This is a genomic window from Methylobacterium sp. A49B (assembly GCF_053346215.1).
Window position 1 is genome coordinate 74,791 of sequence record NZ_JBKFBO010000100.1, and the last position, 26,644, is coordinate 101,434.

General features: G+C 70.8%; 26 protein-coding genes. 12 read left to right on the top strand and 14 right to left on the bottom strand.

The annotated features are described in order from the left end of the window. The first annotated feature begins 113 nt into the window (after positions 1-113). From ACLBX9_RS17145 to ACLBX9_RS17160, 4 genes are all read left to right on the top strand, one after another. Positions 114-1,064 carry a 3-hydroxyacyl-CoA dehydrogenase family protein gene (locus ACLBX9_RS17145; RefSeq protein WP_447719798.1) on the top strand — a complete coding sequence of 317 codons (951 nt, stop codon included), beginning with the start codon at positions 114-116 and terminating at the stop codon, positions 1,062-1,064. Next, positions 1,061-1,819, top strand: coding sequence for an SDR family NAD(P)-dependent oxidoreductase (locus ACLBX9_RS17150; RefSeq protein ID WP_447719799.1), 759 nt, complete (start codon positions 1,061-1,063; stop codon positions 1,817-1,819). The genes ACLBX9_RS17145 and ACLBX9_RS17150 overlap by 4 nt, the downstream gene beginning before the upstream one ends. An 18-nt stretch (positions 1,820-1,837) precedes the next feature. Continuing rightward, complete coding sequence (locus tag ACLBX9_RS17155; RefSeq protein ID WP_447719800.1) at positions 1,838-2,722, top strand: 3-keto-5-aminohexanoate cleavage protein; 885 nt, start codon at positions 1,838-1,840, stop codon at positions 2,720-2,722. A gap of 306 nt (positions 2,723-3,028) precedes the next feature. Beyond that, on the top strand, positions 3,029-4,258 hold the full coding sequence (locus tag ACLBX9_RS17160; RefSeq protein WP_447719801.1) for an ABC transporter substrate-binding protein: 1,230 nt from the start codon (positions 3,029-3,031) through the stop codon (positions 4,256-4,258). A 158-nt stretch (positions 4,259-4,416) separates the two neighbouring features. On the opposite strand, the gene ACLBX9_RS17165 is transcribed toward ACLBX9_RS17160, so the two are convergent. Then, positions 4,417-5,286 carry an aldo/keto reductase family oxidoreductase gene (locus ACLBX9_RS17165; RefSeq protein WP_447719802.1) on the bottom strand — a complete coding sequence of 290 codons (870 nt, stop codon included), beginning with the start codon at positions 5,284-5,286 and terminating at the stop codon, positions 4,417-4,419. A gap of 92 nt (positions 5,287-5,378) precedes the next feature. Between ACLBX9_RS17165 and ACLBX9_RS17170 the strand changes: the two genes are divergently transcribed. Beyond that, positions 5,379-6,308 (top strand): LysR family transcriptional regulator, encoded by a 930-nt coding sequence (locus tag ACLBX9_RS17170; RefSeq protein ID WP_447719803.1) that lies wholly within the window; start codon positions 5,379-5,381, stop codon positions 6,306-6,308. On the opposite strand, the gene ACLBX9_RS17175 is transcribed toward ACLBX9_RS17170, so the two are convergent. The 4 genes from ACLBX9_RS17175 to ACLBX9_RS17190 form a co-directional block, all read right to left on the bottom strand. Further along, the gene (locus ACLBX9_RS17175) at positions 6,262-8,049 is read right to left on the bottom strand and encodes a methanol/ethanol family PQQ-dependent dehydrogenase (protein ID WP_447719804.1); all 1,788 of its coding nucleotides are present in this window, start codon (positions 8,047-8,049) and stop codon (positions 6,262-6,264) included. The genes ACLBX9_RS17170 and ACLBX9_RS17175 overlap by 47 nt on opposite strands. Positions 8,050-8,301: 252 nt before the next feature. Further along, positions 8,302-10,485: a glycine--tRNA ligase subunit beta gene (glyS, locus tag ACLBX9_RS17180; protein ID WP_447719805.1), complete on the bottom strand. Its 2,184-nt coding sequence runs from the start codon at positions 10,483-10,485 to the stop codon at positions 8,302-8,304. Between the two features lie 51 nt (positions 10,486-10,536). Further along, the gene (locus ACLBX9_RS17185; RefSeq protein WP_010686315.1) at positions 10,537-10,980 is read right to left on the bottom strand and encodes a hypothetical protein; all 444 of its coding nucleotides are present in this window, start codon (positions 10,978-10,980) and stop codon (positions 10,537-10,539) included. Between the two features lie 232 nt (positions 10,981-11,212). Further along, the gene (locus ACLBX9_RS17190; protein WP_447719806.1) at positions 11,213-12,121 is read right to left on the bottom strand and encodes a glycine--tRNA ligase subunit alpha; all 909 of its coding nucleotides are present in this window, start codon (positions 12,119-12,121) and stop codon (positions 11,213-11,215) included. Between the two features lie 146 nt (positions 12,122-12,267). Between ACLBX9_RS17190 and ACLBX9_RS17195 the strand changes: the two genes are divergently transcribed. Next, complete coding sequence (locus ACLBX9_RS17195; protein ID WP_010686313.1) at positions 12,268-12,726, top strand: GNAT family N-acetyltransferase; 459 nt, start codon at positions 12,268-12,270, stop codon at positions 12,724-12,726. A 147-nt stretch (positions 12,727-12,873) separates the two neighbouring features. Continuing rightward, positions 12,874-13,152, top strand: a complete 279-nt coding sequence (locus tag ACLBX9_RS17200) for a hypothetical protein (protein ID WP_010686312.1) — start codon at positions 12,874-12,876, stop codon at positions 13,150-13,152. A gap of 15 nt (positions 13,153-13,167) precedes the next feature. Here the strand turns inward: ACLBX9_RS17200 and ACLBX9_RS17205 are convergent, their stop codons facing one another. From ACLBX9_RS17205 to ACLBX9_RS17220, 4 genes are all read right to left on the bottom strand, one after another. Then, the gene (locus ACLBX9_RS17205) at positions 13,168-14,772 is read right to left on the bottom strand and encodes a Na+/H+ antiporter (RefSeq protein WP_010686311.1); all 1,605 of its coding nucleotides are present in this window, start codon (positions 14,770-14,772) and stop codon (positions 13,168-13,170) included. A gap of 204 nt (positions 14,773-14,976) precedes the next feature. Next, positions 14,977-15,489, bottom strand: a complete 513-nt coding sequence (locus ACLBX9_RS17210; RefSeq protein WP_447719807.1) for an MmcB family DNA repair protein — start codon at positions 15,487-15,489, stop codon at positions 14,977-14,979. A gap of 104 nt (positions 15,490-15,593) precedes the next feature. Next, on the bottom strand, positions 15,594-16,370 hold the full coding sequence (locus ACLBX9_RS17215) for a cobalamin-binding protein (RefSeq protein ID WP_447719808.1): 777 nt from the start codon (positions 16,368-16,370) through the stop codon (positions 15,594-15,596). Positions 16,371-16,386: 16 nt separating this feature from the next. Then, positions 16,387-16,908, bottom strand: a complete 522-nt coding sequence (locus ACLBX9_RS17220) for a DedA family protein (protein ID WP_447719809.1) — start codon at positions 16,906-16,908, stop codon at positions 16,387-16,389. Positions 16,909-17,033: 125 nt separating this feature from the next. Here ACLBX9_RS17220 and pdxY point away from each other — a divergent pair, with 125 nt between their 5' ends. Further along, a complete protein-coding gene (gene pdxY, locus ACLBX9_RS17225; RefSeq protein ID WP_447719810.1) occupies positions 17,034-17,882 on the top strand; it encodes a pyridoxal kinase PdxY in 849 nt (282 codons plus the stop codon). Between the two features lie 205 nt (positions 17,883-18,087). Here pdxY and ACLBX9_RS17230 read toward each other — a convergent pair whose 3' ends face one another. Next, on the bottom strand, positions 18,088-18,543 hold the full coding sequence (locus ACLBX9_RS17230; protein ID WP_447719811.1) for a hypothetical protein: 456 nt from the start codon (positions 18,541-18,543) through the stop codon (positions 18,088-18,090). Positions 18,544-18,570: 27 nt separating this feature from the next. Between ACLBX9_RS17230 and ACLBX9_RS17235 the strand changes: the two genes are divergently transcribed. From ACLBX9_RS17235 to ACLBX9_RS17250, 4 genes are all read left to right on the top strand, one after another. After that, complete coding sequence (locus ACLBX9_RS17235; protein WP_447719812.1) at positions 18,571-19,587, top strand: tetratricopeptide repeat protein; 1,017 nt, start codon at positions 18,571-18,573, stop codon at positions 19,585-19,587. A 14-nt stretch (positions 19,588-19,601) separates the two neighbouring features. Continuing rightward, complete coding sequence (locus ACLBX9_RS17240; protein WP_447719813.1) at positions 19,602-20,987, top strand: hypothetical protein; 1,386 nt, start codon at positions 19,602-19,604, stop codon at positions 20,985-20,987. Positions 20,988-21,231: 244 nt separating this feature from the next. Continuing rightward, positions 21,232-22,116, top strand: a complete 885-nt coding sequence (locus ACLBX9_RS17245; RefSeq protein WP_447719814.1) for a PhzF family phenazine biosynthesis protein — start codon at positions 21,232-21,234, stop codon at positions 22,114-22,116. Further along, the gene (locus ACLBX9_RS17250) at positions 22,109-22,831 is read left to right on the top strand and encodes an NUDIX hydrolase (protein ID WP_010686305.1); all 723 of its coding nucleotides are present in this window, start codon (positions 22,109-22,111) and stop codon (positions 22,829-22,831) included. The genes ACLBX9_RS17245 and ACLBX9_RS17250 overlap by 8 nt, the downstream gene beginning before the upstream one ends. A gap of 530 nt (positions 22,832-23,361) precedes the next feature. Here the strand turns inward: ACLBX9_RS17250 and ACLBX9_RS17255 are convergent. The 4 genes from ACLBX9_RS17255 to ACLBX9_RS17270 form a co-directional block, all read right to left on the bottom strand. Beyond that, positions 23,362-24,234, bottom strand: coding sequence for a tetratricopeptide repeat protein (locus ACLBX9_RS17255; RefSeq protein ID WP_010686304.1), 873 nt, complete (start codon positions 24,232-24,234; stop codon positions 23,362-23,364). A gap of 353 nt (positions 24,235-24,587) precedes the next feature. Continuing rightward, positions 24,588-25,685, bottom strand: coding sequence for a 5-(carboxyamino)imidazole ribonucleotide synthase (locus ACLBX9_RS17260; protein WP_447719815.1), 1,098 nt, complete (start codon positions 25,683-25,685; stop codon positions 24,588-24,590). A gap of 16 nt (positions 25,686-25,701) precedes the next feature. Continuing rightward, entirely contained in the window at positions 25,702-26,199 is a 498-nt protein-coding gene (gene purE / locus ACLBX9_RS17265; RefSeq protein WP_010686302.1) for a 5-(carboxyamino)imidazole ribonucleotide mutase, read from the bottom strand. 78 nt (positions 26,200-26,277) lie between these two features. After that, positions 26,278-26,538: a YdcH family protein gene (locus tag ACLBX9_RS17270; protein ID WP_010686301.1), complete on the bottom strand. Its 261-nt coding sequence runs from the start codon at positions 26,536-26,538 to the stop codon at positions 26,278-26,280. Positions 26,539-26,644: the final 106 nt, after the last annotated feature.

The following is a 26,644-nucleotide window of genomic DNA, read 5'->3' on the forward strand; positions in this document are numbered from 1 at the left end:
AGAGGCTTCCAGCCGGCCGCGCGATCCGTGGATCCCTCCTTCGAGGCGGCTGCGCCGCACCTCAGGATGAGGGGATCTGACAGGATGCCGAACCGGGGCCAGGAGCTGACCGCATGACCGAGATCGCGATCGTCGGCGGCGGCCTGATGGGGCACGGCATCGCCCTGGTGCTGGCGCTCCACGGGCACGCCGTGCGCATCACCGATACGGCGCCCGAGACCCGCGCGCGGGTGCCGGCCCTCATGGCTTCGGCGCTGGAGACCCTGCGGGAGGCGGGCGCCGCCCCGGAGGGCTGGGATGCCGACCGGCTGGCGCGGGCCGTCCGCGTCGAGGCGGAGCTGGAACCGGCCGTGGCGGGCGCCGGCCTCGTCATCGAGGCGATCACCGAGAACCCCGAGGCCAAGCGCGCGCTCTTCGCCGACCTCGACCGCCTCTGCCCGGCCGACGCGATCCTCGCCAGCAACACCAGCTACCTGGACGTCTTCCCGCTGATCCCGGACGCGCGGCAGGCGCGGGCGCTGATCCTGCACTGGTACACGCCGCCCTACATCGTCGACCTCGTCGACGTGGTGCCGGGGCCCGGCACGGACCCGGCGGTGGTCGCCGCGATGGCCGATCTCGTGCGCGGCCTGGGCCAGGTCCCGATCGTGTTGAAGCGCTTCATTCCCGGCTACATCGCCAACCGCATCCAGCAGGCGATCAGCGCCGAGGTGTTCCGGCTCCTCGACGAGGGCGTGGCCGACCCGAAGGACATCGACGACGCGATCATCCATGGGCTCGCCCTGCGCATCCCGATCCTCGGCCACCTCGCCAAGGCCGATTTCACCGGCCTGGAGCTGACGCAGCGGGCGCTCGCCAACGGCAGCTACGAGCCGCCGCCCCCGCGCACCCGCTCCGAGACCCTCGACGCCCTCTGCGCCGCGGGCCGGACCGGGGTGATGGCTGGCCAAGGCTATTTCGACTGGGGCGGACGGGCGCCGGCGGACCTGTTCCGCGAGCGCGACCGCAAGCTCCTGGCGCTCAAGGCGGCGATGGCCGGGATCGGCCGGATGGAGGGAACATGATCGGGGCGGATCTGTCGGGACGGCGCGTCCTCGTCACCGGAGCCTCGTCGGGCATCGGGCTGGCGACGGTCGAGATCTTCGCCCGCAACGGCGCCGCCGTGGCGCTGAACCACCTGCCCGACGATCCCCGCGGCCCCGCGGAGGCCGCACGGCTTACCGGGGAAGGGCTGTCGGTCGTGGCGCTGGCCGGCGACGTGTCCGTGCCGACCGAGGCCGAGGCGATGGTGGCGGCCGGCATCGACCGGCTCGGTGGCCTCGATGTCCTCGTCAACAATGCCGGGACGTCGGGCACGACCACACCCATCGCGTTCGAGGACCTCGACGCGATGACCGAGGACTTCTGGGCCACGATCCTGGCGACGAACCTGCTCGGGCCGTTCCGCTGCGCCCGGGCGGCGGCCGCGACGCTCAAGGCGAGCCACGGCGCCATCGTCAACACCGCCTCGGTGGCGGGTCTCGGGCGGCGGGGCTCCTCGGTGGCCTACTCGGCCAGCAAGGCTGGGCTGATCAATCTGACCCGCAGCCTCGCCCGGGCTCTGGCGCCGGACGTGCGCGTCAACGCGGTGGCGCCGGGCCTCGTCGCCACGCCCTGGACCGAACCCTGGTCGGAGGAGCGCAAGGCCTCGACCGTGGGGCGCACCATGCTCGGCCGCATGGCCCGCCCGGAGGACATCGCCGAGACGATCTTCTTCCTGGCCGCGGGCGCGGCCTACATCACCGGTGAGACGATCACGGTCGACGGCGGGGCGATCTGACGCTTGGAGAGCACACGGATGTCGAGCATCACGGTCATCACCTGCGCCCTCACGGGCTCCTTCGACACGCCCCGGAAGAACCCGGCCGTGCCGGTGAGCCCGAAGGCGATCGCCGAGTCGGCGCTCGAGGCCGCCGCCGCCGGGGCCGCCGTGGTGCACATCCACGTCCGCGATCCCGAGACTGCCGCGCCGAGCATGGAACTCGCCCATTATCGCGAGGTGGTGGAACGGATCCGCGAGCGGAACGACGCCGTGATCCTCAACCTGACCACGGGGGCGGGCGGCCGGTTCGTGCCGGGCGAGCCCGACCCGGCGGTCGCCGGCCCGGGCACGACCTTCGTGAGCCCGGAGGTCCGCACCCGGCACGTGTCGGCGCTGCGGCCTGAGATCTGCACCCTCGATGTCGCCACGATGAACTTCGGCGAGCACCTGTTCCTCAACACCCCCGGCCACCTGCGGGCGATGGCGGGCCACATCCGCGACGCGGGCGTGAAGCCCGAGATCGAGGTGTTCGACCTCGGCCAGATCGAGCTGGCCCGGCACCTGATCGCGGACGGACATCTGGCGCGCCCGCCCCTGTTCCAGATCTGCCTCGGCATCCCATGGGGCGCCCCGGCGACCCCGGAGGCGCTGGTGGCGATGCGGGCGCGGCTGCCGGAGGACGCGATCTGGTCGGCCTTCGGCATCGGCCGGGCGGAGTTCCCGATCCTCGCGGTGGCGGCCGGCATGGGCGGCAACGTCCGCGTCGGCCTCGAGGACAACCTGTACCTGTCCCGCGGCACGCTGTCGCCGAGCAACGCCGCCCTGGTGGAGAAGGCGGTGAGCCTGCTGGCCCACATTGACCGGGAGCCGGCGACGCCCGATCAGGCGCGGGCGATGTTTGGATTGGCGCCGCGTGGGTGATGACCCGCGTTTCCCCTCCCCCTTGTGGGGAGGGCCAGGGGTGGGGGTGGTGCAGAAGGGACCGCCGGGCTCGATCCTGAGCTACCCCCACCTCTAACTCCTCCCCGCAAGGGGGAGGAGAGCGCGCCCCGGCCAGCGATGTGTGAACATCGTAGCTCTGCGGGGGGAGGGAGGGGCCATAGCGCTTACGGATTAGCGGCATCCTCACCCGCGCCGGTATCAGCCGCTAACGCCCGCGGATACTCTGTCTGCGCAGACCGCGAGCGGCGATCAACGCCGCCGGGTGGATACGACAGGGAGAGAGACATGACGCTCCGCCACCGCGCCGCGGCGCTGCTCGGGAGCTTGTGCGCGCTCGGTGCCGGCGCGGCGCTCGCGGCCGACCTCGTGCCGGTGAAGATCGGCGTGCTCAACGACCGCTCCGGCGTCTACTTCGACTCCACCGGCGAGGGCTCGGTGGTCGCCGCCCGCATGGCGGTCGAGGACTTCAAGCCCGAGGAGCACGGGCTGAAGGTCGAGGTCGTCGCCGCCGACCACCAGAACAAGCCCGATGTCGGCGCCTCGATCACCCGGCAATGGTACGACCGCGACGGCGTCGACGCGGTGTTCGATGTGCCGACCTCCTCGGTGGCGCTCGCCATCGCGCAGATCACCAAGGAGAAGAACAAGGCCTTCATCAACTCGGGTGGCGGCACCGCCGACCTCACCGGCCCGGCCTGTACCCCCAACACCGTGCACTGGACCTACGACACCGCGGCGCTCGCCAACGGTACCGGCAAGGCGATGCTCAAGCGCGGCGGCAAGACGTGGTACTTCATCACCGCCGACTACGCCTTCGGCCTCGCGTTGGAGCGCGACACCAAGGCGGTGGTGGAGAAGAACGGCGGCAAGGTCGTCGGCGGCGTGCGCACGCCGTTCCCGAACCCGGACTTCTCGTCGTTCCTCCTCCAGGCCCAGGCCTCCGGCGCACAGGTCATCGGGCTCGCCGATGCCGGCCTAGACGCCGCCAACGCCATCAAGCAGGCGCACGAGTTCGGCATCCGCCAGGGCGGCCAGTCGCTTGCGGCCCTGCTGATCGCCATCACCGACATCCACTCGCTGGGCCTGGAGGTGGCGCAGGGGCTCGACTTCACCGCCTCCTTCTACTGGGACCTCAACGACGGCACCCGCGCCTTCGCGGAGCGCTTCGAGAAGCGCATGCCCGGCAAGAAGCCGACCTCCTACCAAGCGGGCGTCTACGCCAGCACGCTGCACTACCTGAAGGCGGTGGCGGCCCTCCACTCGGCCAAGGACGGCGCCGCCGTGGTCGCCAAGATGAAGGAAATGCCCACCGACGACCCCCTGTTCGGGAAGGGCACGATCCGGCCGGACGGGCGCAAGATCCACCCGATGTACCTGTTCGAGGCCAAGGCGCCGTCCGAGTCGAAGGGCGAGTGGGACCTCTACAAGGTGCTGGAGACGATCCCCGCCGAGCAGGCGTTCCGCCCGATGAGCGAGGGCGGCTGCCCGATGGTGGCGGGCATGACGGCGAAGTAGGCGTCGGGCCGCTCCTTTCGGCACCGCCGTCCTTGCGAGCGGAGCGAAGCAATCCAGACAGCGCGACGCCGACCGTCGTCGCGCTGCCCTGGGTCACTTCGCTACGCTCGTGATGACGGTGAGGGAGACCGCAATCGAAGCGTCCGAACGAAAACCGTTCACGCCGCCCCGATCCGATCCAGCGACGCCACCGACTCCGCCGGCAAGCTGAGCGCGGCCGCCGCGAGGTTCTCGCGCAGGTGGCCGAGGGAGGACGTCCCCGGGATCAGCAGGATGTTGGGCGACCGGCGCAGCAGCCACGCCAGCGCCACCTGCATCAGCGTCGCGCCGAGCCCGGCCGCCACCTCCGACAGGGTGCCCGACTGGAGCGGGCTGAACCCGCCCAGCGGGAAGAACGGCACGTAGGCGATGCCGGCGGCTGCGAGGTCGTCGATGAAGGCGTCGTCGCCCCGGTGCGCGAGGTTGTACTGGTTCTGCACGCAGACGATGTCGGTGATTCGGCGCCCGTCCGCGACCTGCCGCGGCGTCGCGTTGCTCAGGCCGATCCGGCGGATCAGCCCCTGGCGCTGGAGATCCGCCAGCACCGTCAACGGCGCCTCGATCGACCCTTCCGCGGGGCCGTGGACGTCGAACATCAAGCGCAGGTTGACTACGTCGAGGACGTCGACGCCGAGGTTGCGCAGGTTGTCGTGGACCGCTTGGGTGAGGTCCTCGGCCGAGAAGGCCGGGTTCCACGAGGCGTCGGCCCCGCGCCTGGCGCCGACCTTGGTGACGATCACGAGGTCGTCTGGGTAGGGGTGGAGCGCCTCGCGGATGATCTGGTTTGTGACGTGCGGCCCGTAGAAGTCGCTGGTGTCGATGTGGTCGACGCCTGCGGCCACGGCCGCGCGCAGAACCGCGACCGCGGCGGCGCGGTCCTTGGGCGGCCCGAACACGCCGGGCCCGGCGAGCTGCATGGCCCCGTAGCCGAGCCGCTTCACCCGGCGATCGCCGAGTTGGAAGGTCCCGGCCTGCACAAGATCGGTCATGGCGAATCTCCTGTTGGCGCGCCGGATGTAGATCGCCGCGTTCAGGCCGATAAGCCGTGACAATCGGCACGGCCTGTGCGGATTCTCGAACGATGACCCAGGATCTCACGGACCTTGCCGCCTTCGTGACCGTGGCGCGGGCCGGCGGCTTTCGCGATGGCGCCCGGGCTTGCGGCGGGAGCGCGTCGAGCCTCAGTGAGGCGGTGCGCCGGCTGGAGGCGGGCCTGGGCGTGCGCCTCCTGAACCGCACCACCCGCAGCGTCGCGCCGACCGAGGCCGGCGCCCGCCTACTCGAACGGCTCGGCCCGGCCCTCGCCGAGGTGGAATCCGCCCTCGACGTGGTGAACGGGTTCCGCGACCGGCCGGCCGGGACGCTGCGGCTCAACGTGCCGCTGAGCGCCGCCCGACTGGTGCTGCCGGCGCTCGTGCCGTCCTTCCTGGCGGCGTATCCCGAGATCCGCCTGGAGGTGGTGGTCGAGGACGGGTTCGTGGACGTGCTGGCGGCGGGCTGCGACGCCGGCATCCGCTACGACGAGCGGCTGGAGCAGGACATGATCGCCGTGCCGATCGGCCCGCGGCGGCAGCGCTTCGCCACCGCGGCGTCCCCGGCCTATCTCGACCGGTGCGGGCGCCCGGACCATCCGCGGGACCTCCTGGACCATGCCTGCCTGCTCGGCCGGTTTCCCAGCGGAGCCCTGACGGCGCCCTGGGAATTCGAGCGCGACGGCGCGGTCGTCAGGGTGGATCCGTCCGGGCCGCTGATCGTGCGCGTCGGCGCCAGCGACCTCGCGGTGGCGGCGGCGGTCGCCGGAACGGGGATCATCCACCTGTTCGAGGACTGGCTGCGTCCGCTCCTCGACAGCGGCGCCCTGGAACCGGTGCTGGAGCCCTGGTGGCAGGTCTTCTCCGGCCCCTTCCTGTACTACCCGGGCCGGCGCCTTGTACCGGCCCCCCTGCGCGCCTTCGTGGACTTCGTCAGTGCGCGGCCGGCGGCACCGGATCCGGCAGTTCGAACACCGTGAGCTGCCCGCCCGGCGCCGTGTACTGCGACAGGGCCGCGTAGCCGCCCACCGCCCCCGATCCGTCGGCCGGGTCGGTCAGTCCGGCCGCGAGACCGATCCCGGCCCAGCCGCCGACCCCGGACAGCACCGCCACGTACTGCTTCCCGTCGTGCCGGTAGGTGGTGACATTGCCGACGATGCCGGACGGCGTCTTGAACCGGTAGAGTTCGTGCCCGTCCCGGGCATCGACCGCCTTCAGGTAGCCTTCCAGAGTGCCGTAGAAGACCACGTCGCCAGCCGTGGCGAGCGCCCCCGACCAGACCGAGAACGGCTCGGGGATCGTCCAGGCGATCCGGCCCTTCGCCCCGTCCCAGGCGATGAACGCCCCGGTCCGGTCGGTGCCCTCCGGCGGGTGCAGGGTCAGCGTCGCGCCGACATAGGGCTGGCCGGGCGTGTAGGTGACCCGGAACGCCTCGTAATCCATGCACATGTGGTTGGTCGGCACGTAGAACAGCCGCGTACTGGCCGAGTAGGCCGCCGGCTGCTGGTTCTTGGCGCCCAGCGCTCCGGGGCAGATGTTCTTCGTGGTCTCGTCCTCGTCGGCCTCGCCGGGGGCGTAGCGCTTGTCGATCACCGGCCGGCCATAGCCCGGCGCGGCGGGATCCATCTCGACCCGGCTGGCCCAGTTCACCGTGGGATCGAACTTCTCCGCCACCAGCAACTCGCCCGTGGCCCGGTCCAGCGTGTAGCCGAAGCCGTTGCGGTCGAAATGCGTCAGCACCTTGCGGGGGCGCCCGCCGATCACCTGCTCGGTCAGGATCATCTCGTTGACGCCGTCGTAGTCCCACTGGTCGTGGGGGGTCATCTGGTAGACCCAGCGGGCGATGCCCGTATCGGCGTCGCGGGCGATGATCGCCTGGGCCCACCGGTTGTCGCCCGGGCGCTGGTTCGGGTTCCAGGTCGAGGGATTGCCGGTGCCGTAATAGACGAGGTTCAGGTCCGGATCGTAGGAAAACCAGCCCCAGCTGCAGGCGCCGCCGGTCTGCCACTGGTCACCCTCCCAGCTCGTCAGGGAGGAATCCTTGCCGATCGGGTGCCCGAGCTCGGTCGTCGCCGCCGGATCGACCAGCATGTCGGCATCGGGACCGGTGGCGTAGGCGCGCCAGAGACGCCGGCCCGTCGCCTGGTCGTAGGCGGTGACGTGGCAGCGCGCCCCGTACTCGCCCCCCGCCAGCCCGACGATGAGCTTGCCGTGGACCGGCAGGACCGTGGCGGTGTTGGTCTCGCCCCGGCCCGGATCACCGTTCTTCACCGACCACAGCACCCGCCCGGTCTCCGGATCGAGGGCCACCACGGTGGTGTCGGCCTGCTGCAGGAACAGCCGCCCCTCCGCGTAGGCCAGTCCGCGCGAGACCGTGTCGCAGCACATCACGGCGATGACCCCCGCCTCCTGCCGCGGGACGTAGCGCCACAGGATCTTTCCGCCCCGGTCGAGGTCGAGGGCGTAGACCACGTTGGGAAACGGCGTGTGCACGACCATCACGTGCCCGACCACGATCGGCGCGCCCTCGTGGCCGCGCAGGACGCCGGTGGAGAAGGTCCAGGCGACCTTCAGGCGCCCGACATTGCCGGCGTCGATCTGGTCGAGGGTCGAATAGCGCGTGTTGGCGTAGTCCAGGGTCTGGAGGACCGGCCCCTCCTGCGCCGTGGCCGGGCCGGCGAAGAAGGCGAGCGGCAGGCAGGCGAGGAGTCGCGCGCGCATCGGGAGGATCTTCGTTCGAGCTGAGCCGTTCCGGCCGGCGGACCGGTCGCCGCCGGCCTCATACACCGATCGGGTGGGCGAGGCGCGTCTCATACCGATTCCGGCTGATCACGTCGGTGCCGCCGTCCTCGCGAAAGACGCAAGGCCGTGTCGCGCCAGAGCTGACCGATGCCGCGCGACCCTGGACCGCTTCGCTCCGCTCGCGATGACGGAGCGGGCTGCACCGACCGAAGCGACCACCCGGAGACCGTATCAACCCTCGATCTTCGAGAACTCCGCCACCTCCCGGGTCGCGGCGCGCAGCGCGTTGAGGAGTAGCAGGCGGTTCTCGCGGAGCTTCGGGTCGGGGGCGTTGACGGTCACGTCCTGGAAGAACGCGTCCACCGGCGCGCGCAGCGTCGAGAGCGCCTGCATGGCGGCGGAAAAATCCTCCCGGGCGATGGCGGCCGAGGCGGTCTCCCGCGCCCTGGCCAGGGCCTCGGCCAGCGCCCGCTCGGCCGGCTCGCCCGCGGCGGCGAGGGCGGCATCGGGCGCGGCGTCGTAGGCGCGGCCGTCCTTCTTCTCCTCGATGCGCAGGATGTTGGCCGCGCGCTTGTAGCCCGCGAGCAGGTTCTTCCCGTCCTCGGTGTCGAGGAATTTTCCGAGCGCCTCGACGCGGCGGACCACCATCAGCAGGTCGTCCTGGCCGGGGAGGGCGAAGACGGCGTCGATCAGGTCGTGACGGGCACCCTGGTCGCGGAGGTAAACCTTCAGGCGGTCGGCGAAGAAAGCGAGAAGGTCAACACTTTTGACGTCAGCTTTCCCGCCCCCCCAGTCGATGAGACTGCGTCCTGCTCCTAAGGCATGTCCTCCAGAAGGTGCTCGTGCGACCTCGGTCGCGATGATTGCTTGCGAAACTGGCGCGAGGTGAGCGTCGACAATACCAACGAGCTTGAGACGGAGTCCGCTAAGGACATACCGGATCACGCCCAGGGCTGCCCGCCGCAGGGCGAACGGGTCCTTGCTCCCCGTGGGCTTCTCGTCGATGGCCCAGAACCCCACCAGGGTGTCGAGCTTGTCGGCGAGCGCCACCGCGATCGATACGGGATCGCTCGGAACCCGGTCGGAGGGCCCCAGCGGCTTGTAATGCTCCTCGATGGCCGCGCAGACGCTTGCGTGCTCGCCCTGAAGCGCCGCGTACTTGCGCCCCATCAGGCCCTGCAGCTCGGGGAACTCGCCGACCATCTCGGTGACGAGATCGGCCTTGGCAAGGCGCGCGGCGCGCTCGGTCAGGGTCGGATCTGCGCCCACCAACGGCGCGAGGTCCTTCGCCAGTGCGGCGATGCGGGCGATCCGCTCACCCTGCGTCCCGAGCTTCTCGTGGAACACGATGCTGTCGAGCTTCGGGAGCCGATCCTCCAGGCGGGTCGCCTTGTCGGTCTCCCAGAAGAACTTCGCGTCCGACAGGCGCGCCCGGACCACCCGCTCGTTGCCGGCGGTGATCGCCTGCCCGCCGTCCGAGGCCACGAGGTTCGAGACCAGGATGAAGGCGGGGGCCAGATCCTCCGAGCCGGATGTCCGCAGCACGAAGCACTTCTGGTTCGCCCGGATCGTCGCCCGGATCGCCTCGGCGGGGATGTCGAGGAAGCTCGCGTCGAACGAGCCCATCAGCACCACCGGCCATTCGACGAGGCCGGCCACCTCCTCCAGCAGGCCCTCATCCTCCACGAGGTCGAGGTTCTGGGCGAAGGCGAGGTCGCGGGCGTCGTGCAGGATCACGTCCTTGCGCCGGTCGGCGTCGAGGATGACCTTCGCCCGCTCCAGGGCCTGGATGTAGTCGTCGAACCGGCGCACCTCGATCGCCTCGGGGGCGAGGAAGCGGTGGCCGTAGGTCGTGGTGCCGGCCGCGATCCCGCCGACCGAGAACGGCACCACCTCGGGCGTTTCGGTCTCCGGCCCGAAGGTGGCGACGATCGATTGCAGCGGGCGCACCCAGCGGAGGGATCCAGGCTCGGCCGAGGCCGCGCCCCAGCGCATGGATTTCGGCCAGGGGAAGGTCCGGATGATCTCGGGCAGGAGTTCGGCCAGGACGTCCAGCGTCTCGCGGCCGGGGCGCTCGATCACCGCGAGGTAGAACGCGCCCTTCTTCGGGTCGGTGACGGTCGTGGCCTGATCCAGGCTGGTCAGCCCCGCGCCCTTCAGGAAGCCCTGGACGGCCGCCTCGGGGGCGCCGACCCGTGGCCCGCGGCGCTCCTCGCGCACCGCCTCGCCCCGGGCGGGGAGGCCTGCGATCTGAAGCGCCAGCCGGCGCGGCGTGGAGAACGCCTTGGCGCCCTCGTACAGGAAGCCGCGCGCCACCAGGGCGTCGGTGACGAGCTTCTTCAGATCCTCCGCGGCGCGCCGCTGCATGCGGGCGGGGATCTCTTCCGAGCGGAGTTCGAGCAGGAGGTCGGGCATGGCGCGGCCATATCGCCGCGCCGCACCCCTGTCGAGGGCCGCCTGACGGCGTCAGCGCGCCTCGCCCTTGAGGATCGTCGAGAGCTGCCACTTGCGGTCGCCGATGGCGTGGGCGTCCGAGACCTTCCAGCCGCCATCCTCGCGCACGAGGTCGTAGACGATCGACTTCGAGCCGTCGCCGCCCTTGCGCTCCACCGTGACCTTCGCCTGATCCTTGCCCTCAGTGGCCTCCCGGAAGGTCAGGCTCTTCACCGTGTCGGGCTTCATCGGCTCGCCGTTGAGGCGGAAGTCAAAATCGAGGTTGCCGGTGGCACCGTTGGCCTGCTTGGCATCGGCGTCGAACAGGCCCTGGAGCCGCTTCGTGTAGACCGCCGAGTGATTCGGGTGCGGCTCGGCGTAGAGTTTCTTGACCACGGCCTCCGGACCGGGATCGGCCGCCAGCGCGGGGGCGAGGCCGAGCCCGACGAGGCTGAGGGCGAGGAGGGTCTTCTTCATAGGCGTGTTCCCGCGTCTGCGGACGCGCCGAAGCGCGCCGGTTGGCGGGGGTTGCAACGCGCGAGGGGGCCAGGGGCTCCGCCGGGCCCACATGCCGTCATCGTGAGCGCGACGCGGCAGGTCAGGACTGCGCGTTGGCCCTCCCGTGCGGAGCGTCGCCGGATGGCTTCGCTCGGCTCGCAACGATCCGGGCCGCGCCGATCGCGGCCCGCACCGCCTTCTTGGAGAAGCCTCAAGCCCCCCCGGCCGCCGTCTTCAGCCACGCCGCGCCGCAGGCCTTGGCGAGTTCCCGCACCCGCAGGATGTAGCTCTGGCGCTCGGTCACCGAGATCACGCCGCGCGCGTCGAGCAGGTTGAAGACGTGGCTCGCCTTGATGCACTGGTCGTAGGCCGGCTGGGCCATCCGGTGGCGCGCGCCCTCCGCGTTCGGCGCGCCCGCGTCGAGGTAGGAGCGGCAGGCGGTCTCCGCGTCGGTGAACTGGCGGAACAGCATCGCGGTGTCGGCCGACTCGAAGTTGTGGCGGGAATATTCCTGCTCGGCCTGCAGGAACACGTCGCCGTAGGTGATCCGGTCGGGACCTTCGGCGCCGTTGAAGTCGAGGTCGTAGACGTTCTCGACGCCCTGGACGTACATGGCGAGGCGCTCCAGCCCGTAGGTCAGCTCGCCCGCCACCGGCGCGCATTCGAAGCCCGCCACCTGCTGGAAATAGGTGAACTGGCTGACCTCCATCCCGTCGCACCAGCACTCCCAGCCCAAGCCCCAGGCACCGAGCGTCGGGCTCTCCCAGTCGTCCTCGACGAAGCGGATGTCGTGGAGCTTCAGGTCGACGCCGATGGCGGCCAGCGAGGCGAGATAGAGCTCCTGCAGGTTCGACGGGTTCGGCTTCAGGATCACCTGGAACTGGTAATAGTGCTGCAGCCGGTTGGGGTTCTCGCCGTAGCGGCCGTCCTTGGGCCTGCGCGAGGGCTGCACGTAGGCCGCCTTCCAGGGCTTCGGGCCGAGCGCCCGCAGGGTCGTGGCCGGATGGAAGGTGCCGGCGCCGACCTCCATGTCGTAGGGCTGGAGGATCACGCAGCCCTGCGCCGCCCAGAATTCCTGAAGCGTCAGGATCAGACCCTGGAAGGATTTCGTCTGGGACATCGCTCTCGGAGGCTCGGGCTCGTACGGCGGATCGGGCCGCCGGCCGGCCGGTTTAGGTGCCGGCGGGCAGGGGTGCAAGGCGGAGCGGCTTGCGCGACCGGGGCGGTTGGTGATCCGATCCCGCCCGACGGCACGCGGAGGACATCATGGACGGGGACACGGCCGGCATCGCGATCCGCCCGATCGGCGCAGGCGACCGGGACGCCTGGCTGCCGCTCTGGCGGGGCTATCAGGCCTTCTACAAGGTCGATCTGCCGGCGGCCGTCACGGACACGACCTGGCGGCGCCTCAACGACCCAGCCGAGCCGGTCGACGGCGCCCTGGCCTGGCGCGGGGCCGAAGCCGTCGGCCTCGTCCACCACATCCGCCATCGCTCGGCCTGGACGATCGGCGACTACTGTTACCTGCAGGACCTGTTCGTGGCGGACGGCACACGGGGTCTCGGGATCGGGCGGCGGCTGATCGAGCACGTCTACGCGGCCGCAGAGGCGGCGGGCTGCTCCCGCGTTCACTGGCTGACCCACGAGACCAACGCCGACGCGATGCAGCTCTACGACCGGATCGCCGACAAGTCGGGCTTCGTGCAGTACCGCAAGATCTTCTGAGACCGGGCTCCGACGTGCGGCGGGACACGCAAGCGTGGCGGTTTTTGGGCAATACCGGGAACCGTCAAGGCAACGGCCAAGTTATCGCCGCAACAGGGGATCTCGGCACCTCAGCGCTGCCGAACAGACGACATCGGACGACCAGTCATGCGCACTGCCCGCACGCTCAATACCTTCGGCCGCAAGAACATCGCCGTCTTCGCCGCGCTCGCCATCTCGTCGCTCGTCGCCACGCCGTTCGTGATGAGCGCCAGCCGCGCCCTGGCGACGTCGGAGGACCAGCCGGTGGCCGCCACCCTGCGGGTCGAGCCGGTGGAGGTCGCCCCCGTGGCGGCGGCGCCGAAGTCCGAAGGAACCTGCCTGCGCAAGGTGCGCGTAGTCTACAGCGGCTACGGCCAGCCCGCGGACGGCTGCGCCGCCCACTGACCGTCGTGGTCGGGCTCAGCCGTGGGCCGGCGCGGCCCCGGCCAGCCGCTTGAGGTGGAGTTCCTCCAGGTCGATCTCCGCCTCCAGCTGACGCAGCACCGAGCTGTGGATCCGGTTCTCCCGGTGCAGGCCGATCAGCGCCGACCGGCCTGACCGCACGGCGAGCAGCGCGGCGGCGAAGTGCTCGTTCTTCTCGGCCTCCAGGGCCTTCCGCTCGTCGCGGTCGCGGGACGTCGCCCGGACCCGGCGGCGGTATTCCTCGACGAGGCGCGGGTGCTGGAGCGCGCCGCTCTCGGGAAACACCAGTCCCTCCAGGGCGGTCAGACCGGCCTCGTTGACGACCACGCGAGCCATCGGCGCGTCGAGATGACCGTCGGGCAGATGTGCGATCGGGTCGAGGCGCAGCCGGCGGATCAGCGGGCCCAGCGTGGTGCCCTGGACCAGCACGGTGAACAGGATCACCACGAAAGCCGCGATCAGGATCGCGTCGCGGCCCGGGAAATCCACCGGCAGGGCCAGGGCGGCCGCGAGGGTCACGACTCCGCGCATGCCGGCCCAGCCCACGATCAGCGGCACGGCGGGGCGCGGAGCCGGTTCCCGCGCGCGATGCCGCGGCGACACGAGCCGCCGCAGGTAGACGGCCGGGAACACCCAGAGCAGCCGGGCGATCACGCAGGCCGCCGTGACGGCGAGCGCCAGGGGCAGGTCCGCCGCGAGCGCGCCGACCTGCCCGCCGCTCCGCGCCAGCACGCCGCGGAGCGCCAGCCCGATCAGCACGAAGACCAGGGCCTCCAGGACGAACACCACGAATTCCCACACCGCCACGGAATGGCGGCGGGCATGGGCGTCGAAGGTCTCGTGCTCCCGGCCGCCCATCATCAGGCCGCAGGCGACCACGGCGAGGACGCCGGAGGCGTGGACCTCCTCGGCCGCGAGGTAGGCGACGTAGGCGGCGAGGAAGCTCAGCACCGTGATGGCGTTGGCATCGTGCAGCCGCCGCATCACGGCGTTCACCGCCAGCCCGCAGGCGATCCCGACCGCGACGCCGGCCACCGCGAGCCACGCGAAGCTGCCGGCCGCCGCCCAGGCGCTGAAGCTGCCCGTCAGCGCGGCCGCCACGGCGAACCGGTAGAGCACGAGTCCCGACGCGTCGTTGACGAGGCTCTCGCCCTCCAGGACCGTGATCATCCGGCGGGGCAGGGCGACGCGGGCGAGGACCGCCTTGGCGGCCACCGCGTCCGGCGGCGAGACGATGGCGCCCAGCGCGAAGCAGGCGGCCCAGGGCAGGGCGGGCACGAGCATGTGCGCGACGAGCCCCACCACCAGGGTCGTGAACAGGACCGCCCCGAGCGAGAGCGACAGGATCGGGCCGAGGCTCGCCCGGAAGTCGCGCCAGACGGTGAAGTAGGCGGATTCGAGCAGGAGCGGCGGCAGGAACAGGACCATGATCAGGTCCGGGTCGAGGTCGAAGGCCGGCAGGCCCGGCGCCAGAGCCAGCGCCATGCCGCCGACGACCAGGGCCGCGGCCGGCGGAAAGCCCAGGCGCCCGGCCGCCAGCGACAGCAGCAGGGCAGCGCCGAGCAGGCCCAGGATCAGCTCGAACAGGGCGACGGATGTCATGGATCGACCGCTTTCGCGCCGGAACTCCGGCAAGCTCGGCCGTTCTAGGACGTTTTCCGCCTGTATGAACACCATGAACACCGGCATGGCTTGTTCGCCGGGCTGGCCTGTCGATCGCCGGATGCCGAAGCCGTTGCGGCGTCCGCGTCTCTGCGCGCTTCGCAGCAGCCTGCCGGCCCCGGGAGAAGCGCTCAGGTTGAGGCGCTACAGCGCCCCCTCCCGCACCGCGCCGGGATCGGCCAGCGCGTGCAGGATGCGCGCGGCGCTGTGGGCGAAGCGGAGCGTCACGGCCTTGCGGCGGGCGCCGCTCAGCGGGTGCTCGGGGGGCTCCCGCAGGATCCCGGCCCCGTAGGCGTCGGCGACGATCAGCCCGCATTCCTCGGGGATCAGAGCCTCCGGCACGTCCTCGGGGATCGCGAAGAAGAAGCGGTCGCAGAAATCGCGGTAATCCGGCCATTTCCGGTCGGCGCGGAAATCCGCGACGCTCGACTTGATCTCCACGATGGTGAGCTTCCCGGCCCCGCAAAGGGCGATGACGTCGGCCCGGCGGCCGTTGACGAGGGAGAATTCCGGCAGCGTGACGCAGCCCATCTCGGAGAACAGCCGGCGCACGCCGCGCTGGATCCTGAGGGCTGTCGGCGACTGCCGCCGGTCGGGCGGCAGCAACGCCTCGGCAATCGAGGCGGCGGAATCGGGAAGGCCGAGGGAAGCGGACATCACTCTTGGGGGATGCGTCTGGGGGATGCGTCTGTACCGAATCGGGACATCCTGCCAATCCCGGCGCCGTCCGTCACCTGCGGCGCGGGATCACCCCGGGACGTTCATCCGAGGCACGCCCGGATCGCGTCGAACCCGTCGGTGAGCGCGGCCGGGCCGGGCTGCAGGATGAGCGGCGACTTGATCTCGTGGATGCGCCCGTCGCGCACGGCCGGGATCGCGTCCCAGCCGGGCCGCGACCGGATGCGGTCGACGTTGACCCGCTTCCCGCACCAGGAGGCGAGGATCACGTCGGGCGCGGCCGCGACCACCGCCTCGGCGGTGACGATCCGGTCCTTCGCGGCCGGCTGCCGGCTCAGGGCCGGGAAGACGTCGCGGCCGCCCGCGAGGCCGATCAGGTCCGAGACCCAGCCGATCCCGGAGATCATCGGCGCATCCCACTCCTCGAAGTAGACCCGCAGGGGCGGACGGTCCCGCACAGCTGCTTCCGCCTCCGCCAGCCGCGCCTCGAAGCCGGCCGCCAGGATCTCGGCCCGCTCGGGCAGGCCCACGAGCGCGCCCAGCGTGCGCACCATGGCGAGGCAGCCCGCCACGTCGCGCTGGTTGAACAGGTGGACCGCCACCCCCGCGCGGGCGAGGTCGGCGACGATGTCGGCCTGGAGGTCCGAGAAGGCGAGGACCAGATCCGGCACCAGGGCCAGGATCTTCGGGATGTCGGCGCTGGTGAAGGCCGAGACGCGCGGCTTCTCCTTCCGGACCCGGGGTGGGCGCAACGCGTAGCCCGAGACGCCGACGATGCGATCCTCCGCGCCCAGCAGGTACAGGGTCTCGACGGTCTCCTCGGTGAGGCAGACGATCCGCTCCGGCGGGAAGCGGCGCATCAGCGGTCGCGCCCCTTCATCGGTCGAGCCATGTCAGCAGCCCGGCCCCGGGGGCTAAAAGCACGAAGGCCCAGACCAGGGCCGAGGCGACGTTGGCGAGCTGGAACGGCAGCCTCGACAGGCCGAGGATGCCGGCAAACAGCGGGACCAGGGCGCGGGCCGGGCCGAAGAAGCGCCCGAGCGCCACGGCGGCGATGCCCCAGCGCCCGATGAAGGCCTCGGCCTTGGCCATCAGCGCGGGATAGCGCCGCAGCGGCCACTTGGTCTTCGCCCCCGGCCCGAGCCAGCGCCCCGCCTCGTAGGAGATCCAGTCCCCCAGCGCCGCGCCGAGGGCGCCGCCGAGGACGACCGGCCAGAACGGGATGTCGGCGCCGCCCACCAGGGCGCCGACGGCGATGAGGATCACGGTCGCCGGCACGAACAGCGAGAGGATCGCGATCGATTCGCAGAAGGCGAGGCCGCCCGCGATCAGCGGCGTCCAGGCCTTGTGCGCCTCCACGAAGGCGAGGGTCGTCGTGCGCAGGGCTTCGAGGTCCATGGGGCTCAGCTTCAGACGGGGGGGGTCGCTCCCATCTGAGGCGCGCGGGGGAGGGCGGCAAGGGATGGGGGTGCGGCCGGAGCGGGAACCGGCTAACCCTGGCGTGACTACGAGCGAGTCCCGCGTTGAACGTCCTGTCGATCCAGTCCCACGTTGCCTACGGCCATGTCGGCAACGCCTCGGCGGTGTTCCCGATGCAGCGGCTCGGCGTCGAAGTCTGGCCGGTCCACACGGTGCAGTTCTCGAACCACACGGGCTACGGCGCGTGGCGCGGTCCGGTCTTCGACGCCGCGATGATCCGCGAGGTGGTCGAGGGCATCGGCGAGCGCGGGGTGCTGCCCACCTGCGACGCGGTGCTGTCGGGCTACATGGGTTCGGCCGAGATCGGCGCCGCGATCCTGGAGGCGGTTGGTGCCGTGCGGGCGGCGAACCGCCAAGCACTCTACTGCTGCGACCCGGTGATCGGCGACGTCGAGGAGGGGGTGTACGTCCGGCCGGGGATCGAGGCGTTCCTGCGCGAGCGCGCCGTTCCGGAAGCCGACATCCTCACCCCCAACCAGTTCGAACTCGGCCGCCTCACCGGGCTGCCGAACAGCACATTGGCGGAGGCCGGCGCGGCGATCGCGGCGCTTCAGGCCCGGGGGCCACGGGTGGTGCTGGTGACCTCGGCGCTCTGCGCCGATACGCCGTCCGACCGGATCGACCTGCTCGCCGGCACAGAGGGCCGGCTGTTCCGGGTCCGCACCCCGCGGCTGGCCATCGCGGTGAACGGGGCGGGCGACTGCATCGCGGCCCTGTTCCTGGTGCACTACGCGCGGACCGGCTCGGCCGAAGCGGCGCTCGGCGCGGCGGCGGCCTCGGTCTACGGGCTGCTCAAGCGCACCGCCGAGGCGGGATCCCGGGAGATCCTGACGGTGGCGGCGCAGGAGGAATACGTGACTCCGAGCGTGCGGTTTCCGGTCGAGGTGGTTTGAGCCGGTCAGACGAAACCTGCGAGGATGGCCGTCGCAACTCCGCCAAAGGGCTGTTGCCACTCATAGGCTGCGGGCCCCAAGCCAGCGCGATTGGGATGTTTCGGTCGACGCTAACGACGCGGCTGCAACACGCCGCGCCAAGGCTGAACGCTTTGGACGCCGAGGCGGCTGCATCGGCTCGGCCCCACATAAACCTTAAGGAAATTCATGGGGAAATTGCAATTTCAACGCGAACTACGTGTCGTATACGGGAATAGATCTGTGGCAAGGATGACGGACACGGCTTTTCGTTGATGGCTGCTCGAACGTGCTCAAACTCCGACCGCAGGCCAATGCAAGGCTCACCGCGCTGTCGTCTGACGAATCTTCGGTAAAGCTCTGCCGCATCGTCACGCCGATGCTGGCTTGCGTCGGGACGTTGATCCTGATGATGGGACCAGTTCACGCCTATGATGACAGCGATTGCGTCCGTCAGGAGACCGTACCGGTCGCCGTCGATGAAGCCTTCGGAACGTGGTCCGACATGGATGCGGCCCGGAAGCGAGCCCTGGACCGCATCAATCAGATCGCCATCGGTCAAGTTATAGGCTTTGAAGTTAAGTCTTCGCGCGAAAATCGCGCGGAAATCGTCAACAGCGACGCCGAGCAGCGCTTCAGACAATTGGAGCAGATCAACCTTTCCGGACTCGTGCGTGTCAAGATCCTCGAGGAGACTCGTAAGGACGCGGATGCCGGCGGGGCGCTCTCGATCAAGTCTGACGTGACTGTCTGCGTGCCGAAATCTCAAGCTCTGAAGAAGGAGGAGCAGGAGCGCGCGGATCGGCGCCTGCGACCGCCGAAGCCGGTCGATCCGACGAGCGCGGCCTGGTTCGACCCCGTCACGGGGCAGCCTAGGGTCTGGTACTGGCGTGAAGGCCAGACCTACGAGTTCTTCGACAATTCCGGGTTCCATCCGCGGACCGGCGACAAGCTTCAGATCGTCGACCGCAAGGTTGTCGCCGACTGGCGGCAGAGCGTCGAACGGGCGAAGCGAGAGGCGGTGGAGCGCGTCCAGCGCGAGGCACTCCAGCGGGAGGCGGACGCTCAGCGCCAAGCGAAGATCGCGCGAGCGGGCGAGTCCTGCGACCGGAATGCGGCGGGTCCGTACGACCCGGATCGCCCGCAAACGACGACTGGGGTCCCCTGGGATGTCTTGAAAGGGGCCGGCGCCGAGGCGATCGAGGCCTGCGAGATCGCCGTGCGGCAATATCCGGAGGAGCGACGCTACCGATACCAGCTCGCTCGGGCCTACCAGACGTCCGACCCCAGGAAGGCCCTGCCTCTGCTGCAGGTCCTGATGCGCCAGAACTATCGGGCGGCCTACGACAATTTCGGCTGGGCGCTCTTGGATACCCGGGTCGGGCGCAACGATCTGGCCGGCGCCGTCGCGAGCTTCCGGCAGGGCGCCAATCTCGGCGATCCGGACGCGATGGTCAGCCTCGCGACGATGATCTCGAAGGGCCGCGTCGAGGGCGCCGGTCCGGATGAGGCCTACCGGCTCTTCAAGCGCGCCGCGGGGATGGGACACCGCGAGGCGGCCGACGCAGTCGACCGCCTGATGGAAGGCCAGCGCCAGGCCGAGCAGCAGCGCCTCCAAAACGAGCAGGCGGCACGCGCCTTCATGGGAATCCTCGGGGGCGCCATCGGCGGTCTCGGCCGGCGCTGATTGGGAGAAACGAGATGACTGCAACCCGCCGCCGATTCTCCGGCCGATCCTTCAGCGTGGCCGGCCTGATGCTCGCATCCGTGAGTGGGGCCGCCTTCGCCCAGTCGCCCGGCTCGGTCGGATCCGCGGAAGCGGCGGTGGCTCTCAACGGCGGCGCTCATCCCGTCGCGGGGACGCAAGCCACCTCGGTGGAGCAGTGTTGGGCGAACTGGAAGGCGAAGGAGAACCTTCAGGACGGCAAGAACGAGAAGAAGAACGGCTACTTCGTCTACGTCGCCCATGAGCAGGCTTCGGTCGATGAGGCTCCGGGCTCACGGAACTGGCTGGTGGGGCGCAACGCGGCCTTCACCTACGCGGAGATCAGCGCCCGGAAGGCGCTCGCGGAGTCGATGCGCACGACGCTGCAATCTAGCCGGTCGGCCGCGGTGCAGATGTTTGGCGGGAGCGATGCACCGCCGTCCCTCCGGCCCATGGTCGAGCAGCTCTCGATCGTCGACAAGTCCCGCGTGCTCGCGGACAAGGCGCTCGACGCCGAGATCAAGAAGTTCGATCCGAAATGGTCGGGTGGGACCGAGGCCCAGCAGCGCGACGCCATCGCCACGCAACAGCTGCGGATCGAGCAGAGCATCGCGAGCGGCGCCGACATGGTCGCCGCCGGTGCCTTCACGGTGGTCCAATGTGAAGGCCCCAGCGCGGAGGACAGCGGCAAGTACCACGTCCTGACCGGTCTCATCTGGTCGCCGAAGCTCGCCGGCATCGCGGAGACCATCTGGAACACGACGCTGACCCTCCAGCGGGAAGCCGCCCAGCTACCGATCCGCCAGCAATTCGAGGCCATCAAGGCCGGGAACCCGGATTGGCTTGCCTACACAACGGGCGCCCGCGTCTTCACCGACGAGAACGGCGAACGCGTGGTGGTGGGCTTCGGTGTCACTCCGCAGACCAACCTGATGCCCGCCGACCGGAGCCGGGCAGGCTTGGCCGCGATGGCGGCCATCCAGCAATTCGTCAGCGAGCGGGTCGTGGCGAACAGAATGAGCAAGGATGCCTACGAGTCGCGCGGCATGAGCGACGGCTCGATCCAAAGCTTCAATCTCGGAACCTACACCGAGGCGGTCAGGGCCCAGGCCGCGGATCTGCAGTTGAAGGGTGCCGCCGAGATCCTGGCGTGGCGCGGCGAGCATCCTTGGTCGAAGGCGAAGATGCAGGTCGTGGCTGTCGCCTGGAGCCAGCGGTGGGCGAAGGATTCCGATGCCGTCGACCGGGCCATGGGTGCGGCCGAGCAGCGGATGAGGCAGCAGGGTGCCCAGCCCAGTTCGGCCGCGGACCGGACCGGCGCCGGCGCGCCGGCCGCCGCGCCCGTGGGGGCAGGGGCGGCCGCCTCGACATCGGATTTCTGAATCGAAGACGAGGGCCGCAATCCGCCCGGACGCCTGCCGGGTCGGTCGCCCGCTCCTCGACACTGGACGGGTAGCCGCCCGCACGACTGTGACGTGCACCGCCGTCCGTTCCCGTTTGCGGGCGGCCGCGACACCGCTGCGATATGGCCGCCTCAGGTGACCTGGCCTGGACCTTCGACTACGGGTCGAGCCGCCGCTCGTCGACGGCCGCCGGGAGGCAGCCGGAGCAGCAAGGAACGACCCGATGGCGCGCCGCTTCGTCACCCTGGACGTGTTCACCGAGGACCGGCTCGCCGGCAACCCGCTCGCCGTCGTGCTCGAATCCGAGGGGCTCGACACCGCCGCCATGCAGGCCATCGCCCGGGAGTTCAACCTGTCCGAGACGGTGTTCGTGCTGCCGCCCGCGGAGGCGCGGCACCGGGCGCGCTTGCGCATCTTCACCCCCGGACGCGAGCTGCCGTTCGCCGGCCATCCGACGGTGGGGACCGCGGTGCTCCTGGCCCTCCAGGATCCGGCCCGCGGCGATGCCCGGGCCTTCGGCCTGGAGGAGGGGATCGGCATCGTGCCCTGCGTGGTCGAGACCCGCGCGGACGGCGGCGGCGGGCGGGCGCGGTTCCGGCTTCCGGTCCTGCCGGAATATCTCGGCCCCGGGCCGGATCCCGCGGTGCTGGCGCCGCTCCTCGGCCTGAAACCCGGCGACATCGGCACCGGCCGGCACGCGCCGAGCCGCCACGGCGTCGGGCCGAGCTTCACCTGCGTGCCGGTCGCCTCGGTCGCCGCCCTCGACGCCGCCCGTCCGGCGCAGGCCCCGGATCCGGCGGACGGGCTCTACCTCTACACCCCGGATCCCGAGCGCACCGGCCAGAGCTGGCGGGTGCGGATGTTCGCGCCGAATTTCGGCGTCCCGGAGGACCCGGCCACGGGTTCGGCAGCCTCCGCCTTCGCGGGGGTGCTGATGCAGTTCGAGGCGCTCGGCGACGGCACCCACGACGTGGCGATCCGCCAGGGGCAGGCCATGGGCCGGCCGAGCACGATCGACCTGCAGATCACCGTCGCGGCGGGTGCCCTCCAGGGCGTCGAGATCGGCGGCGGCGCCGTGGTGGTCTCGGACGGCGTCCTGCATGTCTGACGGGTTCTTCGAGGGCTTCCGCCTCACGCGGCTCGCCGGCGTCACGGCGCGGTTCGTGGATCACGACTGGGCCTTCCCGAGGGAGAACGCGGCCGCGATCGCGGCGCATTGGCAGGCCCGGATCGCCCGCAGCCCCGGCATGTTCGACGGCACCGTCCTGCTGTGCTCCGCCTGGGCGATCGCCGACGGCATCGCCCAGCTCGACCTGTTCGCGACGCGCTACGCGACCTTCACCTACTACCGGGACGTCCGGCACGCCGACGCGCGCATCGCCAACGCCTTCGCGGCGATCGTACCCTGGACCGCGGACGGCGCCGTCCTGCTCGGCGCGATGGGCGCCCACACGGCCAATGCCGGCCAGCTCTACTTCCCCTGCGGCACCCCGGATCCGGACGACGTGCGCGGGGACGGCGTCGACCTCGCCGGGAGCGCCGGCCGGGAACTCACCGAGGAGACCGGCCTCGCGCTGCCCGAGGATGCCGGCACCGACTGGGTGCTGCTGGAAGGGGAAGGCCAGCTCGCCTTCCTGCGCCCGGTGCACTTCCCGGAGCCGGCCGATCTGCTGGACGCGCGCATCGCGGCCCATCTTCGCAGCGAGGCGGAGCCGGAACTCGCCGGGATGCAGATCGTGCGCGGGGCGGCGGACATCGATCCGGCGCGGATGCCGGCCTTCGTCCGGGCCTATCTCGCGCACGCCTTCCCGGCCGGTTCCTGACGCGCCCGAGCGAGCCGCGTCGACCGGGTGTCCGATCGCCCCGATGCGCTGGCCTAACCCCCTGGCTCTACCGTGACGCGAGAAACCTGCATCAAAACGCTGGCAGAACTGGGATTTTGGCGCTCGAGCGCTGCTCCCGATCGACGTGAAACAAAATCGATGGCTGAACCCGTGCCGAGCAAGGCGCGCGCTTCCTCTCCTCTGCGGGCTCAGGGCTCGACGCTGGAGAAGATTTATCGTCCTACCTTGGGCTTGCTCCTGTCGAGCGGCCCCGTCGTTCCGGGGCGCCGCAGGCGAGCCCGGACCCGAAGGCGCACGCCGGAGGCGGGCAACCCAGAACCGCCGACATCGCAGGGCTATGGCAGGTCGGCGTGTCTGGATCCCGGGCTCCGCTGCGCGGCCCCGGGATGACGGAGTGAAGCGGAGCCGCGGCGATTCAGAAGAGAAGATCAGACATCGGCCTCGCCCGAGAGACCGCTCCTCAACTCACGACGCGGGGCGGATCGAACCCAGCCCCGCGGCCGCGACCTTCAGTTGAACAGCGAGCCCACGCCACCCTGCACGCGGCCGAGACCGGCGCGCGCGACGGAATTGTTGGGATCGATCGTCGAGGCGCGCTGGTAATTCTCCAGCGCTTCCTTGCGCTGGCCCGACTTCTCGTAGGCCAAGCCGCGATACGCCCACGACGTGGCGTCCTTGTTGTTGACGTTGAGGGCCGCGTTGTAGTCCTCGATCGCCTTCGGATACTGGTTCGTGGCGATGAGGCTCTGGCCGCGGGCCGCGTAGGGCGCGGACACGAACGGGTTGCGGTCGATGGCGGCGTCGAAATCGGCGATCGCCTGCGTGTCCTGACCCTGCTTCTGCCGCACGAGGCCGCGGGCATGGTAGGCCTCGGCCGATTCAGGCATCAGCCGGATCGCGACGTTGAGGTCGTTGAGCGCCTGGTCGAGGCTGCCCTGGGCGCGCTCGACGTTGGCGCGGCCGATATAGGCCGGACCGTAATTCGGATCGATCTGGATCGCCTTGCTGAAATCCTGCAGGGCCGGGCCGTCGCGGCCGACCTGACGGCTGGCGAGCGCCCGGTTGTTGAAGGCCGAGGCCGAGTTCGGGTCGATCTGGATCGCCTTGGTGAAGTCCGCGATGGCGTCGTTGAACTGGCCCGCCCGGGCGTAGGCGGCGCCGCGGGTGTTGTAGGCCGCCGCGTCGTTCGGGTTGCGCTGCACGACCTCGGTCAGCGACGCGATGTTGACGTTCGTGGCGCCGGTGGTGTCGGTCTCCAGCACCGCGTATTGCCGCGGGCCGGCGGCGCTCCCGACGGTCTCGCAGCCGGCCAGGGCCGCGGCCGAGAGCGCGGCCGCGCCGATCAGTGCCGACTTCCGTGCCAGCCCGTTACGTACGATCATCGCCCCACTCTCCCCGAGGCGCGGCGCGCTCCGCGCAGCCCACCCCGCCCTCTCAGTTCCCGTCTCCTGCACCGCGCCGCGCGGCCGGAACACCCGATGGGGGGCACGGTCGCGCATCACGGTGAAGGCCGGCTTAAGAAGCGCCGCGTCGCGATCCGGTCCGCCGCCCGTGTCGGCCCTAGGCCGGCAGCGCGGGGAGAATCGACCGACCGCATTCGGCACCGGCTACGGCTTGGTGGAAGCGGCGGGATGTGGCGAAGGTATGGCTCGACGGCGCCCCGGCACCGGGTTCGCGCCGCCCGCCCCTCCGTGGGGCCGCAGGTGTGTTCCCGAAGCCGCAGAAACCGGCCCGGTCAGACCCCCAGCCGGGTCACGTGCCCCATCTTGCGGCCGGGCCGGGCCTCGCCCTTGCCGTATAGGTGCAGATGGGCGCCGGGCTCCGCCAGCAGCGCGTGCCAGTCGTCGGCCTGGGCGCCGATCAGATTGCGCATCTCCACCGGCAGCCCCCCCGTCCGGGCCGGGTCCCCGAGCGGCCAGCCGCAGACGGCGCGGACGTGCTGGGCGAATTGCGAGGTCAGAGCCCCCTCGATGGTCCAGTGGCCGGAATTGTGGACCCGGGGCGCGATCTCGTTGACCACGAGGTGCTCCGCCCCGTCCGCCCGCACCAGGAACATCTCCACAGCGAGCACGCCGACATAGTCCAGCGCGTCGGCGATGCGCTCGGCGATGTCGAGGGCCGCGCAGCCGGTCTCCGGCGTCAGGCCCGGCGCCGGCACCCGGGTCAGCGCCAGGATGTGGTCGCGGTGCTCGTTCTCGCAGAGGTCGAAGGCCGCGAAGCTGCCGTCGCGGGCGCGGGCGCCCACCACCGAGACCTCGCGCTCGAAGGGCACGAATCCCTCCAGGATCAGCGGCGCGCCGCCGAACTCGGCGAACAGCGCGTTGCGGTCGCCCTCGGCCCGCTCGCGCAGGATGCGCTGGCCCTTGCCGTCGTAGCCGAAGCGGCGGGTCTTGAGCACCGCCGGCAGGCCGATCACCTCGATCGCGCGGTCGAGGTCGTCGGGCGTGTCCACCGCCCGGAACGGCGCCGTGGGGATGCCGAGCCCGTTGATGAATTCCTTCTCGGACAGGCGGTCCTGCGTCGTGGAGAGCGCCCGCGCGTTCGGGTGCAGGGGCGCGTGCCGGGCCAGGATGTCGGCCGTGGCGTGCGGGATGTTCTCGAACTCGTAGGTGACGACGTCGACGCTGCGCGCGAACGCCGCCAGCGCCTCGGCATCGTCGTAGGCCGCGCAGGTGGTGCGGGCGGCCACGTCGAAGGCGGGGCTGTCCCGATCGGGTGCGTAGACGTGCACCTTGAGGCCGTAATTGGCCGCCGCCAGCGCGATCATGCGCCCGAGCTGCCCGCCGCCGACGATGCCGAGGGTGGAGCCGGGGCCGAGGATCCTGTCCGTCACGCGAGACACTCGTTCGTCACGATTGTGCTTCCGTCTCCGGGCGCTCGGCCACCGACGCGGTCTGGGCCGCGCGCCACGCGTCGAGGCGCTCCGCCAGCTGCGGATCGGAGAGCGCCAGAACCGCCGCGGCCAGCAGAGCGGCGTTGACCGCTCCGGCCCGGCCGATCGCCAGCGTCCCCACCGGGATGCCCGCCGGCATCTGCACGATGGACAGCAGGCTGTCCTGTCCGGACAGGGCCTTCGATTCCACCGGCACGCCGAAGACCGGCAGGCGCGTCATCGCCGCCGCCATGCCGGGCAGGTGCGCGGCGCCGCCCGCGCCGGCGATCACGACCTTGAGACCGGCCGCGACCGCACCCTTGGCGAAGGCCACGAGGCGGTCCGGCGTGCGGTGGGCCGAGACGATGCGCGCGTCGTAGGGCACGCCGAGCGCGTCGAGCGTCTCGGCGGCATGCCGCATGGTCGCCCAATCGGACTGGCTGCCCATGATGATCGCGACCGGAGGCGACGCCATCGTTGATCCCGGCAAAAGACGGCGCTTACAGGCGGCGCGGGCCCGCGGCAAGACGATGCCCGGAGGCGTCCACCGGCATCAGGCGATGATATCGGGGGTGAGCGCGTCCTCGATGTGGAAGATGCGGTCGCGCAGCGTCAGCTTGCGCTTCTTCAGCCGCTGGATCTGGAGCTGGTCCCCCGCGACGCTGCGCTCCAGCGCCTCGATGGCGCTGTCGAGGTCGCGGTGCTCCTCGCGCAGCCGCGCCAGCTCGCCGAGGAGGTCGGCCTGCGCATTCTCACCCGACTCGTCCGCCATCGTCACCTGCGGGACCAAGGATCGCTCATCGCCGGAGAGCATGCGTCACGCCCTCCCGCCGGACAAGCGGGCCCGGCAAGCATTCACCAAGCTTGACCGGAGAAAACGCTTCAACTGCTGTGGCATCCTGTGTCAGTCTCGGCGGGTC

Excerpts from the sequence above, each read along its gene's own strand:
- ACLBX9_RS17220 (WP_447719809.1), bottom strand. The coding sequence starts at position 16,908 with ATGGACCTCGAAGCCCTGCGCACGACGACCCTCGCCTTCGTGGAGGCG.
- ACLBX9_RS17160 (WP_447719801.1), top strand. The coding sequence starts at position 3,029 with ATGACGCTCCGCCACCGCGCCGCGGCGCTGCTCGGGAGCTTGTGCGCG.
- ACLBX9_RS17150 (WP_447719799.1), top strand. The coding sequence starts at position 1,061 with ATGATCGGGGCGGATCTGTCGGGACGGCGCGTCCTCGTCACCGGAGCC.
- ACLBX9_RS17250 (WP_010686305.1), top strand. The coding sequence starts at position 22,109 with ATGTCTGACGGGTTCTTCGAGGGCTTCCGCCTCACGCGGCTCGCCGGC.
- ACLBX9_RS17165 (WP_447719802.1), bottom strand. The coding sequence starts at position 5,286 with ATGACCGATCTTGTGCAGGCCGGGACCTTCCAACTCGGCGATCGCCGG.
- ACLBX9_RS17210 (WP_447719807.1), bottom strand. The coding sequence starts at position 15,489 with ATGTCCGCTTCCCTCGGCCTTCCCGATTCCGCCGCCTCGATTGCCGAG.
- ACLBX9_RS17215 (WP_447719808.1), bottom strand. The coding sequence starts at position 16,370 with ATGCGCCGCTTCCCGCCGGAGCGGATCGTCTGCCTCACCGAGGAGACC.
- ACLBX9_RS17245 (WP_447719814.1), top strand. The coding sequence starts at position 21,232 with ATGGCGCGCCGCTTCGTCACCCTGGACGTGTTCACCGAGGACCGGCTC.
- ACLBX9_RS17200 (WP_010686312.1), top strand. The coding sequence starts at position 12,874 with ATGCGCACTGCCCGCACGCTCAATACCTTCGGCCGCAAGAACATCGCC.
- ACLBX9_RS17170 (WP_447719803.1), top strand. The coding sequence starts at position 5,379 with ATGACCCAGGATCTCACGGACCTTGCCGCCTTCGTGACCGTGGCGCGG.
- ACLBX9_RS17205 (WP_010686311.1), bottom strand. The coding sequence starts at position 14,772 with ATGACATCCGTCGCCCTGTTCGAGCTGATCCTGGGCCTGCTCGGCGCT.
- glyS (WP_447719805.1), bottom strand. The coding sequence starts at position 10,485 with ATGCCCGACCTCCTGCTCGAACTCCGCTCGGAAGAGATCCCCGCCCGC.
- ACLBX9_RS17255 (WP_010686304.1), bottom strand. The coding sequence starts at position 24,234 with ATGATCGTACGTAACGGGCTGGCACGGAAGTCGGCACTGATCGGCGCG.
- ACLBX9_RS17190 (WP_447719806.1), bottom strand. The coding sequence starts at position 12,121 with ATGTCCCAGACGAAATCCTTCCAGGGTCTGATCCTGACGCTTCAGGAA.
- purE (WP_010686302.1), bottom strand. The coding sequence starts at position 26,199 with ATGGCGTCGCCTCCGGTCGCGATCATCATGGGCAGCCAGTCCGATTGG.
- ACLBX9_RS17195 (WP_010686313.1), top strand. The coding sequence starts at position 12,268 with ATGGACGGGGACACGGCCGGCATCGCGATCCGCCCGATCGGCGCAGGC.
- ACLBX9_RS17270 (WP_010686301.1), bottom strand. The coding sequence starts at position 26,538 with ATGCTCTCCGGCGATGAGCGATCCTTGGTCCCGCAGGTGACGATGGCG.
- ACLBX9_RS17240 (WP_447719813.1), top strand. The coding sequence starts at position 19,602 with ATGACTGCAACCCGCCGCCGATTCTCCGGCCGATCCTTCAGCGTGGCC.
- ACLBX9_RS17185 (WP_010686315.1), bottom strand. The coding sequence starts at position 10,980 with ATGAAGAAGACCCTCCTCGCCCTCAGCCTCGTCGGGCTCGGCCTCGCC.
- ACLBX9_RS17175 (WP_447719804.1), bottom strand. The coding sequence starts at position 8,049 with ATGCGCGCGCGACTCCTCGCCTGCCTGCCGCTCGCCTTCTTCGCCGGC.
- ACLBX9_RS17155 (WP_447719800.1), top strand. The coding sequence starts at position 1,838 with ATGTCGAGCATCACGGTCATCACCTGCGCCCTCACGGGCTCCTTCGAC.
- ACLBX9_RS17145 (WP_447719798.1), top strand. The coding sequence starts at position 114 with ATGACCGAGATCGCGATCGTCGGCGGCGGCCTGATGGGGCACGGCATC.